This is a genomic window from Bacillus thuringiensis, from assembly GCF_001595725.1.
Taxonomy (GTDB): domain Bacteria; phylum Bacillota; class Bacilli; order Bacillales; family Bacillaceae_G; genus Bacillus_A; species Bacillus_A thuringiensis_K.
The window spans coordinates 4142770-4160169 of the sequence record NZ_CP014282.1; the positions used below are offsets into that span (position 1 = coordinate 4142770).

Consider the following 17400-nt stretch of genomic DNA (forward strand, 5'->3'; position numbering starts at 1 on the left):
AGTTATTTTCTTTGAAAAATAACTCTTTTTATTTTACTTACTCCAAATCTTTCTCCCAGTTTTGGCATCAATATAACGAATTTCTCGACTACCGTCGAAGAACTCTTTATAATTCTCATCCGTTGTTTGTTTATACAGCAATTGATATACCGTTTCCTCTGCATCATGATCTACAAACCATTCTAATTTAACTCGGATAGCCTCTCTGTATATTTCTAATGCTTTTTCTTTTGTTACTTTTGGTGTTGTTTCATATGTAAGTAATTCTTTTATAAAGTTGCCACACTCTCCAGAGTAGTGCATCACAGCACCATTTTCTGCATTGATGTTGATCATAATATATTTCCGCTCTACATGAATGTCATTTACATAGATTGAAAAGGAAAACCTCTCTATCCCCTCTTCCTCCTCATAATTATCCCAAAGTTGAACATACTTTGTCGCATCTGGGATAATATGCTCTAAAAATTGAAGTGCCTTGCTTAAACATTGCTCTCTTGATAAGATTGTTTTCCTTTTTTTCTCATCCTTCCACATAAAAAAAGAAAGCAATTGATTTGTTTCTTTATCTAGAGTAATTACAACGAATTCATCATGTTTCAACATTGGAAAATGTTTTTTATAAAACTCATCCATTGAATATGAATCCTTCTCTTCTATTTCTTTTTGTAATTCTTCTTTTAATACAAATTTTATCCGGACTTCATCCTCATCTACTTTTTCATCTATTTTGACAAACTTCCCCTTGCCCCAATCAAATAAATCAAACACATCTTTTTTTTGACTACTCTTTAGCGGTTTATCAACAAGTACTGTAGAAGGTAATTTATAATGTTCTGGCCCGTATAAATCTTTGCCTGTACTTGCATCAATAAATGCATGACTAGGCTCTGGTTCATATACAAGATGGTACCCTTTTACTTCTTCCCCGTTTTCATACTCCCACGAAGAGTATGTTAAATCTACAAATACAAGTCTCATATCTTGTCTAGCTTTCAAATTTTCTAAAACGACATTCTCCTCAACAATTTCACTTGGCCATGACGGCTTTTTCTCTATCGCTTTTTGTCCATTATAATGGAAATTCACAATATTTCCTGAAGGATGAACTCGCACAACACACCCTGTATTCGGCAATGGATAGCCATTCACTTCTTGCATATAATTTACTTCTTTCCAACTGCGCCTGTCATCCTTAACAGTTACATATGTATAAAATTCAGATCCTTCTTTTGTATATTTTTTTAAGAATGTATTTGCAATCGCTCTTGCTTTATTTTCCTCTATCGCTTCCTCACCGCTCGAAAAAGCTTTTTCATCCTCTATCCTAAGGTCAACTAAACTACCAGTATGTCTATTCAACGTAATCTGTATTGTTCTCTCCTCATCCGCTTTATGCTCCCACCATAATAGATGATATGGGTCATCCACACCTTCTTGATCATCTACAACAAGCCTATAATCATCTGGAATGTTAATAATATGAGCCACCTGCTCTTTTCTTTCTTTATCTTTTTGATTCATCATACCGCTCCCTTTATTACAATTTAAGGTAATTATAACAAACACAACCAAAAAATATAAACAAAAAAAGACTAGAGATATCTCTAGTCTTCTACTTCGTCTCACGATGCAACGTTACTCGCTTTAATCGTGGACAATATTTTTTTAGTTCGATGCGCTCTGGATTGTTTCGTTTATTTTTTTTAGAAATGTAATTACGATCACCGCACTCCGTACAAGCTAGTGTAATATTTACACGCATATGTAATTCTCCTTTCTTTTTAAGATTGCAAACTAAAACGTAATGATTACGATTTATATATTATATAACTTCATTCTATTTGTCAATTACAAAACAAAAGGGTCTAAATAGAACCCTTTTGTTTAAGTAATCTATGCTTTGTATTAAAATGTTTCGTATGTAACAAACTCACTAATCGGCTTTCGATATCCTCGTGGGCGAGTTTTAGTCGTATCACTTTTTCCTATCGTAATCATTAAAACAGGTACTATATGCTCCGGCATATTTAATTCACTTTGTACTGCTTTTTCATCGAAACCAATCATTGGACATGTATCATAGCCATAATATTTAGCTGCGTACATAAAAGTCATCGCGCTTAACGAAGCATTTCTAATCGCTTCATCCTCCATGAAACGCTCTCCTTTTCCTTCATATAAACCTTTCGTTTGCCTAATTGTATCTTCATATTCACATTCATCAATCATTTTTAAAACTTTCATACCGAAGTAAATATTTTCAACATTTTGGTATGCTTTTTTATCACCACAAACGAGCACTACCGCTGATGCACTCGATACTTTATATTGACCGAAAGCTAATTCTTTTAATCTTTCTTTTCGCTCTTGATCACGAATTACAACATAATGTGTGTGCTGCAAATTATAGCAAGATGGAGAAAGCTTAGTTAACTCAAATATTTTTTTAAAGTCCTCATTAGAGATTTCTATACCTTGTATAAATTTCATTGCAGAACGTCTAGCAATTGCTAATTCTTCAAAGTTCACCATATATCCTCCTCAATAACTATAAATTTAACTATAAATTTAAATATACATTAATTTATACAAATAGATAAATAAAATAAAAACACTTTAAATTCGAATAATAATTATGATTAACAGCAAAAAAGACAAAAAGCTGAAACAATTAGTTCATACGAAATTCACACGAATCTATTACTATAGAAACTGTACATAGTGAACTTATTAACAATCACGTTTATTTATATAAAATCTTACTCGAAAGGAGTTGAAAGTATGAAAACTAAATATCGCTTTATGATCTCATCATTTGCTGCTTGCGCTTATATGATTTGGTATTTAGTATAATAACGACCTCACTTGCAAATAGGAAAAGGTGTGTATATAAATGGAATATAATCAATCAACAGTTAACTACTGGAAAGCTTTTGTATTACCATATACATTTGCTTTAGAAGAGTTAAAAACTAAATTTGAAATTATGAACCGGGAAGCTCAATTTCTAGAGGATTACAACCCGTTTGAACATATAAAAACAAGACTAAAACAACCTGAGAGTATTATTAAAAAACTAGAGCGCAAAAGCTTATTACCAACAGTTGAAAACGCTCAAACACATTTACAAGATATTATTGGTATTCGTATTACATGTTGCTTCGTAGAAGATATCTATCATTTGAAAGAAGTCATTCAAAAACGCGAAGATATGGAAGTCATAGAAGTAAAAGATTATATCGCTAACCCAAAACGAAACGGATATAAAAGTTTACACATGATTATTAAATACCCTTTATCATTAAATTCTGGTACAAAAGATGTATTTGCAGAAATTCAGTTACGTACACTGGCAATGGACTTTTGGGCAAGTTTAGAACACAAACTTTATTATAAATATGAAGGGAAAATACCGGAGTATTTAAAAGATGAACTACATGATGCAGCAATGAAAGCTGAAGATCTTGATAATAAAATGGCCACAATTCGTCAAGATATTGATGATATTGAGGCATGCTCAAATCAAATTATGCTACCACTATAAAAAAAGGTTCTCGCCAATGAGAACCTTTTTTTATACCATTTTGGGAAATATGACTCCTACACTTATTAAAGTTTCACGTTATTTTTTCTCTATTATTCGAACCTCTTCAATCTTCCATTTATCCTCTTCTTTTCCAAGGGCATACTGTACTTTCTTTTGAAGAGTAATGCTGTCGTCTACTTCCTTTTCTTTCGTTTCAACAATAACATACCCTACTTTACTAACTTTCATATCTATATGTTCCAATTCAATTTTCTTATTTCCCTTTTGAAATGCGGCTTCTTTTTGTACTTTTAAGTCTTCGGCACTAGGCATCTTCTTTGAAAATAACTCCATATGTTCTGCAAGATTTTTTTCATTCGTCGTTCGCACAAATGCATTAATAACATCTTGAATAGATCTCTCTTCTTCTTTTGGTATTTGTACCTTTTCCTCAGTTTTTTTAGTAGTAGATTTTTGTTCTACGTTATTCTCTTCTTGTTGACATCCAACTAGTAATACTACAAATACTAAAAGGAACCTTAATTTTCTAAATAATTTTTCCATATTCCCAACTCCTAAAAAGAAAAGTGAGGCATTTCGCCTCACTTTCGCTCTTAATTAGCGTCTTCCTTTATTCGGATCGCCACCGCCAACAATATCAAAGACACGTTTCGCTATATTTGTATTCTCTTGAACGCCAGAGAACAAGTATTTACCTGGACCAAATGCATACACGTTCACATCTTCCCCTGTATGTCCACCCGTTGTCCAGCCTGTAACCGAGCGCTTATTGAAAATATCTTCAATTGCATTATCAATCTTTGTTACATCTTTTGACGGAGCTATATCATTTACAGCTTGAATTTCTTCTGGAGTTAATTGTAAATCAATATACTTTTTCAATGTTTCTTCTACATTTGCACCTTTTGCAATCTCATTTGCCATAAAGTCTGGTGTGCGCTTTGCAGCTTTAATTGGTTCTACTTTAAAGTTATACTCGCCATTGGCACCTAAAGATAAGCCACCAGTAGCGTGATCTGCCGTTGCAACAACTAACGTATTTTTATCTTTTTTCGCAAACTCAATCGCTGCTTTGAAAGCTTTTTCGAAGTCTTCCATTTCACTCATTGCACCAACAATATCATTATCATGTCCAGCCCAGTCGATTTGACTTCCTTCCACCATTAAGAAGAAACCATTTTTATTTTTGTTCAAACGCTCAATTGCTGCATTAGTCATTTCTTCTAATGAAGGTGTTTTTTCATTACGGTCAATCATTTTATCTAATCCACCTGGTGCAAATAAACCAAGAATTTGATCATTTTTATCATTTAACAATTGATCTCTATCCGTTACATAGCTATAACCAGATTTCTTAAACTCTTCTGTAAGATTACGATCTTTTCTAACAAAGTTCTTTACGCCGCCGCCAAGCATAACATCTACCTTATGCTTCCCTTTAATTTTCTCATCAAAATAATCATTTGCAATTGCGTCCATATTTTTACGGCTAATGTCATGCGCACCGAAAGCAGCTGGTGTTGCATGTGTAATTTCAGAAGTTGCAACGAGTCCCGTTGATTTCCCTTTTTCTTTCGCTTGCTCAAGAACTGTTTTCACTTCCGCTTTATCATTATCAACTGCAATTGCAGCATTATATGTTTTAATCCCTGCTGACATAGCTGTTGCTGCCGATGCAGAGTCTGTAATATTTTCATGTTCATCTTCTGGGTATGTTTTTTGTGTTCCTACAAGATGCTTATCAAATTCTGTAGATTCCATTTCAAAGGTTTTCGGATTATCTTTCATATAACGGTGAGCCGTCATATATGAAGGGCCCATACCATCCCCAATTAATACGATAACATTTTTAATCTTTGCATTGCTTCCGTTCTCATCTGCATTAACCTCACTAGAACGAGTAAAATTCCATGTTGCTACCGAAGTAACTGCTAATGATGCCACAACTGCTAATGGCCATGCTTTTTTCACAAACTTTTTCACTGTCTTGTCCCCCTAATTAGGTTATTCATTTCCCACTATCAAATTTAATGGAAGACTATTAAGAGAAAATTAGCTGTATGTAAATTTTTTGTTAACTTATGTAAATATCAGTTATAATTTGTATAACTTTGTCTTTTGGTATCAATCATCCCGCCCTTTACAATTTAAATATAAACAAGTTGGATTTCATTTATTAACCTAAATCTCTTTTTTACATTTTGACTCTATTTTTATGAAAATAAATAGAAATGCGGTGAGCCTTTATGAAAATAGTAAAGCTAAATGAGTCTTTTATTTTTGAATTACTTAATCTTTGCAAATCTGTTGGATGGTTACACGATGAAATTTTTATGAAAAAACAATTCGAAATGTATCTTTCTATCGGCACACTTGTAGGTTACATTCATGAAAACAAACTCATTGCGACTGGAGGAGTATTTCCCTTTACACGTAACTTCGCTTCCATTGGTATGTTAATCGTTCACCCTAATTTTCAAGAACGAGGAATAGGGCGCATGTTGCTAAATCATTGCTTGGAACAAATTCATCCAAAACAACCCATTGCACTTATTGCGACAAAAGCTGGCGAACCTCTATACACATCATGCGGATTTCAAACAGCAACAAAGATTCATCGTTTTGAAAAGCAAACTATTAAGACGGACCCTTCTCACTTACAAGAAGTACAAGAAGAAGACCTTATATCTCTTACTTCTCTCGATCAAATTGCAACTGGTATGAATCGTTCTCTACTTTACTCTTTGCTACTACCAAGGGCCGTACACTCTTTTAAAATTGAAAGAAATAACTGTATAGAAGCTTTTTCATTATGCATACAAAAGGGCAATATATTATGTATCAATCCACTTATCGCCAAGCAAGAAAAAGATGCTATTCAATTATTAAAAAAGATATGTGAATGTTGGAATGGTATAGTACGAATTGATGTCCCACACTCACAATTTACATTTCGTAAATTTCTTCAAACAGAAAATTTCCAAGAAACGCTCCTTTCACCGCTTATGATAAAAAATGGTAGCCGACTTCCTGGAAATCGTAATATGCTATTTGCTATGATAGATACAGCGTTATGTTAGAAAGGAGACACCTAATTGAAGCGATTTAGCTATTTTATGGTAGGTTGTCTTACTCTTACACTATTAGTAGGATGTAGTGCAACAGAAAAGCCAGTAGAACAAGTAAAGCAAGTGAAAAATACAATTACAGCGAAACTAGCTACCGAGGAAAAAATGGTAGAAATAGATGGTCAAACCATTTACTTTAAAAAAATTGGTAATGAAAAACCACCTTTACTTATGATTCATGGCTTTGGAGGGTCATCAGATGGTTTTCAAAAGATTTACTCCGATTTAGCAAAAGATCATACAATTATTTCTGTAGATGCTTTAGGATTCGGGCGCTCATCTAAACCAATGGATTTTTATTATTCTTTTCCAACTCATGCAAATTTGTATTATAAATTAATGAAAAAACTAGGGTATGATTCATTCGCAATACTGGGTCATTCCATGGGGGGAGAAATTTCTCTAAATTTAACATATTTATATCCTGAAGCAGTTACTCACCTTATTTTAACTGATGCTACAGGTGGCCCTCATACATTCGTTAATAAACAAGGCTCACCAAAACCACAATTGTCGACTGATTTAAATGCCGTTTCTTCTATTGCAGATTATGATGAAAGCAAAGTGAAATTCAAACGTAATGATGAAGAGCATTATAATAAAATGAAATTATGGCCTAGGCGTCTTAAAATTAATGCAAATGAAATGAAACAGCCAACTTTAATTATATGGGGAAGAAATGATAGTAGCGTTTCATGGAAAGAAGGAGAAACGTATCATCAATTCTTAAACAATAGTACCTTCCATATTATCGAAAAGGGGTATCATGCACCGTTTCGTCAAGAGCCACAAGAATTTGTTGGTTATGTAAAAGAATTCTTTAAAAACAATCCGATACAATCTGAAAAATAACATAAACGGGTATCTCATTTTGAGATACCCGTTTTCATATATTAAGCAGCTTGCTTTTGGCGTTTTTGAGTTTTTGATCCTAATACTTTTGGGATAACGAAGCCGTCAATTCCAAATTTACCAGCATTCATACCAGAAACCAGAACGAACATAGATAAGATAACCATTTCAGGATTCACTCCAATTGACCCACTAAACATATAGGAAAAGTTCATTACAAGGCCAAAAAAGACCGCTGTTTTTGTTAAACAGCCTACAATTAAACCAATTCCTACTAAAATTTCTCCCCATGTTACAAGTGTATTAAACAAATCTACATTTGGAATTGCAAATTCTTGTAAGAATGATGCCCACCAAGATTGAACAGCCGGTTGTGCACCTTTAGATTTTTCAATTGCACCTTGCAAATAACCTGTTGCATCGAATCCTTTCCCTTGTAGTTTACCGATTCCAGCCATTAACCATGTGTAACCAAGATATACTCGAATTACTGCTAATACAAAAGAAACTGCTTTGTTTTCTCTTAAAAATTGAATAACCATATCTTCCTCCTAAAGTTGTAATTAAATTAGTTACAGATAATATAATAACATTAGTTACTTATTTTTCAAACGTTAATTATGAATAATCCGTGACATGTGTATGAAACATTAAAAACTAACGTTTATATAGTAACTTTTATTACCTGTAAAAACTTGAACATATCATACCACAGGTGATAATCATTTTCATTGAAAAAATTGTAAAAAAAATGTGAGTTAAATGTGAAACACGTTTATTCGAATATAGAATAAACGTGTTTCACACTAATTATAGAATCGAAATGTATGTGTCTCCTCATCAATTAAACTTGCTTCTTGAAACGCTTCTTCTAACGTTTTCCCATGGTTAATAACCCCATAAAATAAGCGTATAGTAAACATAAGTGCTGCATTTCCATCTACATAATCAATCGATCCAATATACGATTTCGCACCACTATGTAAAAAAGATTTTGCTAGATTTTGCTCCCCTAACGTGCACCCGCTATTTACAATATGTGTATTATGCAATTTTGCATATTCATAAATTTCTTCTGTACCAAAATACCCTCTCGGTTCATCTTGTTCATATACTTCTTCGCCTAACTCTTCCATGACAAACTTCCCTTCTTCACCATGAAAGCAAAAAATAATATAATTAATACCATTAAATAAGTTCTTTCCAGAAAGAACTTCCACAAAATCTTTCGGTCTACCAATCCAATATGTCACAACCCTTGCACCAAAATATTCAAGAGATGCTCGGATTGATTGCGCCTCTAAATCCGAATTAAAACCAACTACTAATGCAATATTCAACATACAACCCCATCCTATAATCAGCCCTTATCAATCAGAATTTTATGGTATAAATCCATTTCATATATGCCCGTTTCCTGCAAAAAATCTGATCTAGTTAAAACGACTTTCTGTAAATATTGCCTATATGCTGTAATTGTTCCATCGTGGGATACAATGCAAATTCTTTCAACACTCAGTTCATAACACCAAAGAAGAAATTCATCTACTATTTGCTGAAAACTATTCTTTGAAATAGTGTTTATACCTTCCTTCCATAACTGATTATTTGAGCTTTTCTCTATCGAAAAATGCGGAAATAACTTTGTTATCATTCCCTGATCTACTATATAATCGCACGGTAATGTTCTCGCTTCTTCTCGATAAGGAAAAATACGCGGGGATACATATGGATGGACGATTTTTTGACAAGCTACCTTCTCACTCCATATTGTCGCCGTTTGTAAAGTTCTAAGTGTAGGACTAGCAATTAATATATCCGTTTCTTGCAATGGCACATTGCATTGAAGTAATTTAGCCTGATTCCTTCCCTCATCCGTTAATGGGGGATGCAACACTTGTAAACTTGACGGCAAGTCCTTTGTATGTTCTCCTTCACCGTGCCGAACAAAGACGAGTTTCATACCCACCCTCCTCTCTCTATGAAATCCTTCAACATAATTTCTTCCCTATCTCATCCATTATTCCTGCTATATAAAAAACCGATATGTAAAAAAGATTTGACATAAATAATTAGTAAATATTACAATTATTTATGTCAAATACTTTTTACAAGAGAGAGGGGAATCACAAATATGAAATGAATAACCATCTTAATCGGAATGATCATATGGGTATATATAAACGGATTTTTTAGTAGTGATAAAACTGCTAATCCTTGGATTACAGATGATGAACGGGAAACAAAAATTAAGCAGAAAGCAATTATTGCAAGCTGGTCTGGTGTTTTTATGTTTTGTATCATTAACCTCTTAAACAAATGGTTAGGTGTAGAAACGAGCAACGCGTCACCTTACTTACCACCTTCTGTCGCAACTATTTTAAAAGAAAATGTAGAGCTACAAATTTTATTTATGCTATTTATTACGTATGGCATATTTTACGTATACTATAGAAGAAAACTAAGTGCTTAACTTTTATCTCATGATTATCCTCCTAAATGGTTATAGTAATTAGGACGAAATGAAAGGAGCGATATAAAAATGAGTAACTCGAATGATTTTTTAGATACACTGCATGAAAAACAAGCAAAAGATGAACAAAATAGAAAGCGCCAAGGGAACGGAAACCCAGCGAAAAAAAAGCCAAATAAAACGCATAAATAACAATAAAAACCTGCCTAAAATTATCTTTTAGGCAGGTTTTTTATTCTTCTTTTACCGAAATGACATTTTCCCAATTCCATTTCTCATAATACCACTCTGGTACATCTATATTTTCAATCCACTTCTTTTCTTGCTTTCCATCACTATTGGCAAGCCATACATTGGCTTTCTTACGGTCTGAACGTATCCATATTAAGTGATTGCTCTTCTTTATAAAGATTGGATGATAATCACCCTGCTCATGAGGTGGCTTTGTAATTTGATGTTGTTTATCGCTTGTACGATCAATCTCATATAAAGATGGCAGTGGCCTTTTTTCCGGCGGAGTTTCTATTCCTGCCTCTTTTGCCCTCGAAACGATAATTACTTTGTGGTTCTTCCATGCAAAATCCCAATCGACATATCCTTTCGGCGTAAATGTGTTCTGCTGAAGTACTGGCAATTCTTTTACTTTTAAATGTTTATTCTCTAACGCAACTCTCCCGCTTCCTTCAATATAGGCTAATATGTTGCTAGATGGCGCCCATTTGAACCATTGTGTGTTTAATAACATTTGGTCTATCTTTTCAAACCGGCTGCCATCTGCTCGAACTAAGCAAAGCGTATTACTATCAGCTGACCATGAAGCTGTCGGTACCGCTAAAAATGAAATCCACTTTCGATCTGGTGACCACTCAAATCCACTTGCAACTAGCGCTAGAAAGTCATCATGCTCATTTGGCAATGCATACAAATGCTTCATTTTGTGAGGATTCATATGTGCATCTTTTTGCACTTCATATAGCTGGGCTCCTGTCCATCCTGTTGGAAGTAAGTGTGCTTCAGATGATATAAGAAAGTTCTTTCCATCAGGGTACCATGCATAATCACCTACACCAGCTGATACATTTTCAAAATCAGCATTCTTTTTTTCTACCTCAAATGTATGTAATGTACCTGTAAATATAAATGCAATTATATTTTCTATTGGTGACCATTGATAATTTGATACTTCTAAGTGAAACGGCGTAACTTTCTTTCCATCTTTCAGCCGATATAACTCAAGAGTACTTTGTTTCTTCCCTTTTACATATGCTAGCCACTCCCCATCATATGACCATTTCGGTCCTGTTATGTATTCTCCTTTTGTAAGTTGTTTTTCTTTTCCATCAACTTTAATCCAGAGGTCATGATGACGAATAAAAGCAATTTTCACTCCACTATTTTCTGCTTTAGTAATAGTAATTGAACTTAAAAATATGAATAATAATGCGGTGACACTTGCTATAGCCTTTTTCATAACACTCCTCCATTTCCCTCATAGCATTCCTCAATGTCCACCTACAATATGTGAAAAATACCTATTCGACATAATCAGAAAAAATTTCTCAAGAAATTTTCAATTCATAGAGGATTAGTATGAATTATGCCGAAAATATAGTTTAGCTAACATCCGATTATGTAATTTAAGAGAAATTTGTAAGATTATATTTCGGAATATTAGCACTTTTTATTAGGGGGAGTCTCAATGAAAAAAACTACATCTACACTATTAAGTATGGTACTCGTCTTTTCTAGTTTTGGAGCTTTAAGCGCCCATGCTGAATCAATGCAAAAGGAGAAGCAATTTAGTCCACAACTAAAAACAACGATTGAACAGTGGGGAGAACATAAAATTGCTCAAAATGTTGAAACGAAAACAACAAAAGAAATATCTGTAATTGTAGAATTGCAACATGCGCCTCTTGCTGCGCAAAGTAACATTCAGCATGCTCCAGATTTACAAAATAGTAATGCACAGTCTTATCATGCCGAGCTAAAAAAAGCACAACAAGAGACGACTAAGAAAATAAAAGAAAAAGCACCTGGTGCAAAAATTAAAGAAGTTTATAATACGTTATTTTCCGGTTTCTCTATTTCAGTTCCAGGAGATCAAATTACTGCTCTTGCTTCTTTACCTGAAGTAAAGACAATCTATCCGAACTTAACATATAAATTGCACGAAACAACGAAAAGCGCTACTAACGAAGAAGTACCTAATATCGGTGGACCGACAATTGGTGCGCCTGAAGCTTGGAATTTAAAAGACCCCTCTGGCAAACCTCTTGATGGAAAAGGTATGAAAGTAGCTATTATCGACTCTGGCGTAGACTATACACACCCTGACTTAAAGGCAAATTATATTGGTGGATATGACACTGTCGATGAAGACAACGATCCAATGGATGGTAACGTACATGGTACTCATGTAGCTGGAATTATTGCTGGTAATGGAAAAATTAAAGGCGTTGCTCCAAATGCTTCTATTTTAGCTTATCGTGTCATGAATGACGGTGGTACTGGTACAACAGATGATATTATTCAAGGTATTGAACGAGCGATTCAAGATGGTGCTGATGTGTTAAATCTATCCCTTGGACAAGATTTAAATGTACCTGATCAGCCTGTAACTTTAACGTTAGAACGTGCAGCAAAGCTTGGGGTTACTGCAGTCGTTTCCAATGGAAATGATGGTCCAAAACCTTGGTCTGTTGATGCACCTGGGAATGCAAGTAGCGTGATATCAGTTGGAGCATCTACAGTTTCTATTCCGTTTCCAACATTACAAATAGCTGGTTCCAGCAAAACCTACCAAGGATTACCGTTATCAAAATCAGATTTCCCAATAGGAAATGCTTCTCCACTTGTATATGTTGGCTATGGTAATCCAAGCGATTATGCAAAACAAGATGTGAAAGGAAAATTTGCACTTGTTTTACAAGGTACTTCTAGTACGTTAGTAAAAGCTGAACAAGCGAAGCAAGCTGGTGCAATTGGTGTACTATTCATTTCTACAGAAAAAGAAATCAATATTATGCCTGAATACTTTACACGTGAAAACCTAGCCCTTCCAGTTATGCAATTATCCAATGTAAACGGTGAAGAGTTGAAAAACTTAATTACAAAGCGCAAGAAAAATATAAAAATTAGACAACCGGTTCCGACTGAATTAATTGGAAACTTTAGTTCCAGAGGTCCGTCACAAGGAAGCTGGCTTATAAAACCAGATATCGTTGCACCTGGCGTACAAATTACTAGTACAGTACCACGAGGCGGCTATGAATCGCATAACGGAACAAGTATGGCTGCTCCGCAAGTAGCTGGAGCGGTTGCCCTCCTGCGTCAAATGCACCCTGATTGGACGACGGAACAATTAAAAGCATCACTTGCCAATACAGCAAAAACTTTAAAAGATGTTAATGAAAATACGTATCCTGTTATGACGCAAGGATCTGGCTTAATTAACATTCCAAAAGCTGTTCAAACAAATGTATTAGTAAAGCCTAACAATATCAGCTTCGGTCTTATAAAGCCAAACAGTGGTAAAGTAAAACTGATGCAAAATATTACGTTACAAAATCTTTCTAGTAAAAAGAAAAGCTTTTCAACTCGTGTAGAATTACTAGATGCAACCACAAAAACAAAAGTAAAAGATTCTGTTCCTTCATCGATTAGCGTACAACCAAATAGTAATACGGAAAAACCATTTACTATCACTGTCGATAGCTCACTACCACAAGGTGTGTATACTGGGAATGTATATGTAAAAGAGCAAGGAGCAAAAGAAGAAATTCGAATTCCATTTACATTTAGTATCGATCCTAAAGATTATAAACGAATTGATGGTCTCGAAATTGTGAATTCTACTTTTAGTCCAAACGAGGATAACATATTAGATGATAATCTCATCAACTACTATTTAGTTTCTCCTGTTGAAGATGTAACGTTACATGGTAACTTAGTTACAAAAGAACGTGTGACATACGAAGGAATCATTTATGAAGGTAAAAATGAAACAGCAGGTTATAAACCGTTCAAATGGGATGGTACAAAAGTAGATGGATCACCACTCGCGGATGGTTTATATCAAATTGAAGCAGTTGCTTCTAATTCTGGCGGAGAAACAAAGCAAACAGCTGCTGTATTCCTTGATCGAACTGCACCTAAGTTAACACATGAGGTTGACCAAGAAAATCTTGTAATTAGAGGAAAAGTTGATGATATTCTACTAGATTGGATGTCAGAATCTGGTTGGATAGCACCTGGCATTCCAGTGAGAATGCAATATGAAACTAACGGAAATGGTGTATGGGAACAGGCATTCCTGAACCCTTGGGAGAAAAGCTATGACATTTATTTCGATCTTACTCAATTACAAGAAGGAAAAAATACTATTCACATTGTAGCAACTGATGCAGCTGGCAATACCTCTAATTTAACTGTTAATTTAGAAGTGAAATAAAGTGAAACTTTAATCAGTGGAGATTTCGTTCATCCCCACTGATTATTAGCCTTCACCAATCGGGGGTTCACGAGCAGTTAGGCTCCCATCTTACTTCTTTACTTCCACTGAATTTTGAGGTAGGAATTTTACTGCTCATTAACACGGGATAAAAAATTTTTGTTGACAATTTTTTTAATATAGTTTTATAATACAAAACATAGTTTAGTTGAACGAATTATATATCGGCTTTGAAGGAATACTAGTAGCGACTTATATCACTGTCTCAGAGAACTGATGGTTGGTGCGAATCAGTACATATACAAGCGTGAATTACAATTCTGGAGCTTCTTTCCCGTAATGCTTTTTATGCATGAAGAGAAAGACGGATCTTTCCGTTATCGTAAAGTGAGTGGTAAACAATTAGTTGTTTACAAATAGGGTGGTACCGCGATTTTTATCGTCCCTATCGGATTTTCCGATAGGGACTTTTTTGCATCCATCCTCTTACACAATTTCATATATACGCGTTGAAAGAATCGCAGTAGTATCTTATATCCCTGTTACAGAGAGCTAATGGTCGGTGGAAATTAGCACATATATAAGTATGAATTACAATTCTGGAGCTTCTTTTTCGTAGTGCTTTTATGTATGAAGGAAAAGACGGAATTTTTCCGTTATCATTAATTGAGATGTAAGTATATTTTCACTTACAAATAGGGTGGTACCGCGATTCTTTCGCCCCTATCGGATTTTCCGATAGGGGCTTTTTCTATTTCTCATAGAAACATATGTTAAATAATTCCGAATCTTATGATAAAATTTTATAAGCGCTTACAAAAATGAAAGGAGGTGATACAAGCTATACGAAATCGATATTCAATTTTATTGAAAAAAAGGAGGATGTCTAAATGACAAAGAAAACAGAAATTCCATCGCATTTAAAACCATTCGTATCCACACAACATTATGATCAATACACACCGGTGAATCACGCTGTGTGGCGTTATATTATGAGACAAAATCATAGCTTCTTAAAAGACGTTGCTCATCCAGCCTATGTGAACGGACTACAATCATCTGGTATTAATATAGATTCAATTCCAAAAGTAGAAGAAATGAATGAGTGTTTGGCACCAAGTGGCTGGGGCGCTGTAACGATTGACGGACTTATTCCCGGCGTAGCATTCTTCGATTTTCAAGGACACGGATTACTACCAATCGCAACAGATATTCGGAAAGTGGAAAATATCGAGTACACACCAGCTCCAGATATCGTACACGAAGCCGCAGGACACGCACCGATTTTACTTGATCCTACATATGCAAAATATGTGAAACGTTTTGGGCAAATTGGTGCAAAAGCTTTCTCTACAAAAGAAGAACATGATGCATTTGAAGCTGTTCGTACATTAACGATAGTAAAAGAAAGTCCTACTTCTACTCCTGATGAAGTTAAGGCTGCTGAAAATGCTGTAATTGAAAAACAAAACTTAGTTTCTGGTTTATCAGAAGCTGAACAAATTTCACGTCTTTTCTGGTGGACAGTAGAATATGGATTGATTGGAAATATAGATGATCCAAAAATATATGGTGCTGGTCTCCTTTCTTCTGTTGGCGAAAGCAAACATTGCTTAACAGACGCTGTAGAAAAAGTTCCATTTTCTATCGAAGCATGTACAGGGACAACTTATGACGTAACAAAAATGCAACCACAACTATTTGTTTGTAAGTCCTTTGAAGAATTAACAGATGCGCTTGAAACATTTTCTAAAACAATGGCCTTTAAAACAGGTGGAAAAGAAGGTTTAGAAAAAGCAATTCGCTCTGAGAACTATGCAACAGCTGAGCTAAATAGCGGATTACAAATTACAGGTACATTTAGCGAGACAATTGAAAACGATGCAGGTGAATTAATTTACATGCGAACAAATTCGCCAACAGCATTAGCGCTTCATAATAAACAGTTAGCGAATCATTCTACTTCTGTACACAGTGACGGATTTGGAACACCAATTGGATTACTCACTGAAAATATTGCATTAGAAAATTGTACAGACGAACAACTACAATCATTAGGAGTTACAATTGGAACTATCGCTGAGTTTACTTTTGCAAGTGGTATTCATGTAAAAGGAACAGTAACAGATATTGTGAAAAACGATAAGAAAATTGCCCTTATTTCCTTTATCGATTGTACAGTTACTTATAACGCCCGCGTTTTATTTGATGCTTCATGGGGCGCATTTGATATGGCTGTTGGCTCACAAATCACTTCAGTATTCCCAGGTGCCGCAGATGCAGCAGCATTTTTCCCAATGGATGAAGAAGTTCAAGAAATTCCTGCTCCACTTGTACTGAATGAACTTGAACGTATGTATCAAACAGTTCGAGATATTCGAAGTGAGGGGATTTTACATGACGCGCATATCGATCAATTAGTAGCAATTCAAGAAGTATTAAATAAATTTTATGCGAAAGAATGGTTGCTGCGCCTTGAAGTATTAGAGTTACTTTTAGAGCATAACAAAGGGCATGAAACATCGGCAGCATTACTACATCAACTTTCTACTTTCACAACTGACGAAGCTGTAACACGCCTTATTAACAATGGTCTTGCGTTACTTCCAGTAAAGGATGTGAAAAATGATGCTAAGATTAACTGAAGAAGAAGTTCACGAGGAATTATTGAAGGTAGATAAATGGATGGTAAAAGATGAGAAATGGATTGAACGAAAATATATGTTTTCCGACTACTTAAAAGGAATCGAATTTGTCTCTGAAGCCGCCAAACTATCAGAAGAACATAATCACCATCCATTTATCCTTATCCAGTATAAAGCAGTTATTATTACTTTGTCATCTTGGAATGCAAAAGGTTTAACGAAACTAGATTTTGAGCTTGCAAAACAATTTGATGAACTATTTTTACAAAACGAAAATGCAATTATAAGAAAATAAAAAA

At 34.7% G+C, this 17400-nt stretch carries 17 protein-coding genes and 2 other annotated features; of the genes, 8 read left to right on the top strand and 9 right to left on the bottom strand.

Features of this window, described 5'->3' with window-relative positions; all coding sequences use genetic code 11:
- Window positions 1–33: 33 nt before the first annotated feature.
- From AXW78_RS20705 to AXW78_RS20715, 3 genes are all read right to left on the bottom strand, one after another.
- A complete protein-coding gene (locus tag AXW78_RS20705; protein WP_050552457.1) occupies window positions 34–1527 on the bottom strand; it encodes a YcdB/YcdC domain-containing protein in 1494 nt (497 codons plus the stop codon).
- Window positions 1528–1615: 88 nt separating this feature from the next.
- Complete coding sequence (gene rpmG, locus AXW78_RS20710) at window positions 1616–1765, bottom strand: 50S ribosomal protein L33 (RefSeq protein ID WP_001265617.1); 150 nt, start codon at window positions 1763–1765, stop codon at window positions 1616–1618.
- Between the two features lie 143 nt (window positions 1766–1908).
- A complete protein-coding gene (locus AXW78_RS20715) occupies window positions 1909–2535 on the bottom strand; it encodes a nitroreductase family protein (protein ID WP_000245986.1) in 627 nt (208 codons plus the stop codon).
- A gap of 361 nt (window positions 2536–2896) precedes the next feature.
- Between AXW78_RS20715 and AXW78_RS20720 the strand changes: the two genes are divergently transcribed.
- Entirely contained in the window at window positions 2897–3547 is a 651-nt protein-coding gene (locus AXW78_RS20720; protein ID WP_000456230.1) for a GTP pyrophosphokinase, read from the top strand.
- A gap of 78 nt (window positions 3548–3625) precedes the next feature.
- Here the strand turns inward: AXW78_RS20720 and AXW78_RS20725 are convergent, their stop codons facing one another.
- Both AXW78_RS20725 and AXW78_RS20730 read right to left on the bottom strand, forming a co-directional pair.
- Window positions 3626–4093: a hypothetical protein gene (locus AXW78_RS20725; RefSeq protein WP_061884587.1), complete on the bottom strand. Its 468-nt coding sequence runs from the start codon at window positions 4091–4093 to the stop codon at window positions 3626–3628.
- Between the two features lie 54 nt (window positions 4094–4147).
- On the bottom strand, window positions 4148–5533 hold the full coding sequence (locus AXW78_RS20730; protein WP_061884588.1) for an alkaline phosphatase: 1386 nt from the start codon (window positions 5531–5533) through the stop codon (window positions 4148–4150).
- Between the two features lie 263 nt (window positions 5534–5796).
- Here AXW78_RS20730 and AXW78_RS20735 point away from each other — a divergent pair, with 263 nt between their 5' ends.
- Together AXW78_RS20735 and AXW78_RS20740 are read left to right on the top strand one after the other, a co-directional pair.
- A complete protein-coding gene (locus AXW78_RS20735; protein ID WP_000706690.1) occupies window positions 5797–6630 on the top strand; it encodes a GNAT family N-acetyltransferase in 834 nt (277 codons plus the stop codon).
- 15 nt (window positions 6631–6645) lie between these two features.
- On the top strand, window positions 6646–7530 hold the full coding sequence (locus AXW78_RS20740; protein ID WP_061884589.1) for an alpha/beta fold hydrolase: 885 nt from the start codon (window positions 6646–6648) through the stop codon (window positions 7528–7530).
- Window positions 7531–7571: 41 nt separating this feature from the next.
- On the opposite strand, the gene AXW78_RS20745 is transcribed toward AXW78_RS20740, so the two are convergent.
- The 3 genes from AXW78_RS20745 to AXW78_RS20755 form a co-directional block, all read right to left on the bottom strand.
- Window positions 7572–8072, bottom strand: coding sequence for a DoxX family protein (locus AXW78_RS20745; RefSeq protein ID WP_000236609.1), 501 nt, complete (start codon window positions 8070–8072; stop codon window positions 7572–7574).
- A gap of 264 nt (window positions 8073–8336) precedes the next feature.
- On the bottom strand, window positions 8337–8873 hold the full coding sequence (locus AXW78_RS20750; RefSeq protein ID WP_000931926.1) for a hypothetical protein: 537 nt from the start codon (window positions 8871–8873) through the stop codon (window positions 8337–8339).
- Between the two features lie 17 nt (window positions 8874–8890).
- Window positions 8891–9493, bottom strand: coding sequence for a histidine phosphatase family protein (locus tag AXW78_RS20755; protein ID WP_000779734.1), 603 nt, complete (start codon window positions 9491–9493; stop codon window positions 8891–8893).
- Window positions 9494–9691: 198 nt separating this feature from the next.
- On the opposite strand from AXW78_RS20755, the gene AXW78_RS20760 reads away from it, so the two are divergent.
- Both AXW78_RS20760 and AXW78_RS20765 read left to right on the top strand, forming a co-directional pair.
- Entirely contained in the window at window positions 9692–10003 is a 312-nt protein-coding gene (locus AXW78_RS20760) for a hypothetical protein (protein WP_061884590.1), read from the top strand.
- A gap of 69 nt (window positions 10004–10072) precedes the next feature.
- A complete protein-coding gene (locus tag AXW78_RS20765; RefSeq protein ID WP_000071861.1) occupies window positions 10073–10195 on the top strand; it encodes a DUF4023 domain-containing protein in 123 nt (40 codons plus the stop codon).
- A 40-nt stretch (window positions 10196–10235) separates the two neighbouring features.
- Here AXW78_RS20765 and AXW78_RS20770 read toward each other — a convergent pair whose 3' ends face one another.
- Window positions 10236–11474 carry an eIF2A-related protein gene (locus AXW78_RS20770; protein WP_061884591.1) on the bottom strand — a complete coding sequence of 413 codons (1239 nt, stop codon included), beginning with the start codon at window positions 11472–11474 and terminating at the stop codon, window positions 10236–10238.
- Window positions 11475–11702: 228 nt separating this feature from the next.
- Between AXW78_RS20770 and AXW78_RS20775 the strand changes: the two genes are divergently transcribed.
- The 3 genes from AXW78_RS20775 (at window position 11703) to AXW78_RS20785 (ending at window position 17396) form a co-directional block, all read left to right on the top strand.
- Window positions 11703–14456 (top strand): S8 family peptidase, encoded by a 2754-nt coding sequence (locus AXW78_RS20775; RefSeq protein WP_061884592.1) that lies wholly within the window; start codon window positions 11703–11705, stop codon window positions 14454–14456.
- Window positions 14457–14677: 221 nt separating this feature from the next.
- Window positions 14678–14906 (top strand) — a binding site (T-box leader).
- A gap of 50 nt (window positions 14907–14956) precedes the next feature.
- Window positions 14957–15184, top strand: a binding site (T-box leader).
- 162 nt (window positions 15185–15346) lie between these two features.
- A complete protein-coding gene (locus AXW78_RS20780) occupies window positions 15347–17101 on the top strand; it encodes an aromatic amino acid hydroxylase (RefSeq protein ID WP_000163215.1) in 1755 nt (584 codons plus the stop codon).
- Window positions 17082–17396, top strand: a complete 315-nt coding sequence (locus AXW78_RS20785) for a 4a-hydroxytetrahydrobiopterin dehydratase (RefSeq protein ID WP_000979536.1) — start codon at window positions 17082–17084, stop codon at window positions 17394–17396. Before AXW78_RS20780 ends, AXW78_RS20785 begins: the two co-directional genes overlap by 20 nt.
- Window positions 17397–17400 lie beyond the last annotated feature (4 nt).

Excerpts from the sequence above, each read along its gene's own strand:
- AXW78_RS20745 (WP_000236609.1), bottom strand. The coding sequence starts at position 8,072 with ATGGTTATTCAATTTTTAAGAGAAAACAAAGCAGTTTCTTTTGTATTA.
- AXW78_RS20770 (WP_061884591.1), bottom strand. The coding sequence starts at position 11,474 with ATGAAAAAGGCTATAGCAAGTGTCACCGCATTATTATTCATATTTTTA.
- rpmG (WP_001265617.1), bottom strand. The coding sequence starts at position 1,765 with ATGCGTGTAAATATTACACTAGCTTGTACGGAGTGCGGTGATCGTAAT.
- AXW78_RS20775 (WP_061884592.1), top strand. The coding sequence starts at position 11,703 with ATGAAAAAAACTACATCTACACTATTAAGTATGGTACTCGTCTTTTCT.
- AXW78_RS20760 (WP_061884590.1), top strand. The coding sequence starts at position 9,692 with ATGATCATATGGGTATATATAAACGGATTTTTTAGTAGTGATAAAACT.
- AXW78_RS20735 (WP_000706690.1), top strand. The coding sequence starts at position 5,797 with ATGAAAATAGTAAAGCTAAATGAGTCTTTTATTTTTGAATTACTTAAT.
- AXW78_RS20765 (WP_000071861.1), top strand. The coding sequence starts at position 10,073 with ATGAGTAACTCGAATGATTTTTTAGATACACTGCATGAAAAACAAGCA.
- AXW78_RS20785 (WP_000979536.1), top strand. The coding sequence starts at position 17,082 with ATGATGCTAAGATTAACTGAAGAAGAAGTTCACGAGGAATTATTGAAG.
- AXW78_RS20780 (WP_000163215.1), top strand. The coding sequence starts at position 15,347 with ATGACAAAGAAAACAGAAATTCCATCGCATTTAAAACCATTCGTATCC.
- AXW78_RS20725 (WP_061884587.1), bottom strand. The coding sequence starts at position 4,093 with ATGGAAAAATTATTTAGAAAATTAAGGTTCCTTTTAGTATTTGTAGTA.
- AXW78_RS20750 (WP_000931926.1), bottom strand. The coding sequence starts at position 8,873 with ATGTTGAATATTGCATTAGTAGTTGGTTTTAATTCGGATTTAGAGGCG.
- AXW78_RS20715 (WP_000245986.1), bottom strand. The coding sequence starts at position 2,535 with ATGGTGAACTTTGAAGAATTAGCAATTGCTAGACGTTCTGCAATGAAA.
- AXW78_RS20705 (WP_050552457.1), bottom strand. The coding sequence starts at position 1,527 with ATGATGAATCAAAAAGATAAAGAAAGAAAAGAGCAGGTGGCTCATATT.
- AXW78_RS20755 (WP_000779734.1), bottom strand. The coding sequence starts at position 9,493 with ATGAAACTCGTCTTTGTTCGGCACGGTGAAGGAGAACATACAAAGGAC.
- AXW78_RS20720 (WP_000456230.1), top strand. The coding sequence starts at position 2,897 with ATGGAATATAATCAATCAACAGTTAACTACTGGAAAGCTTTTGTATTA.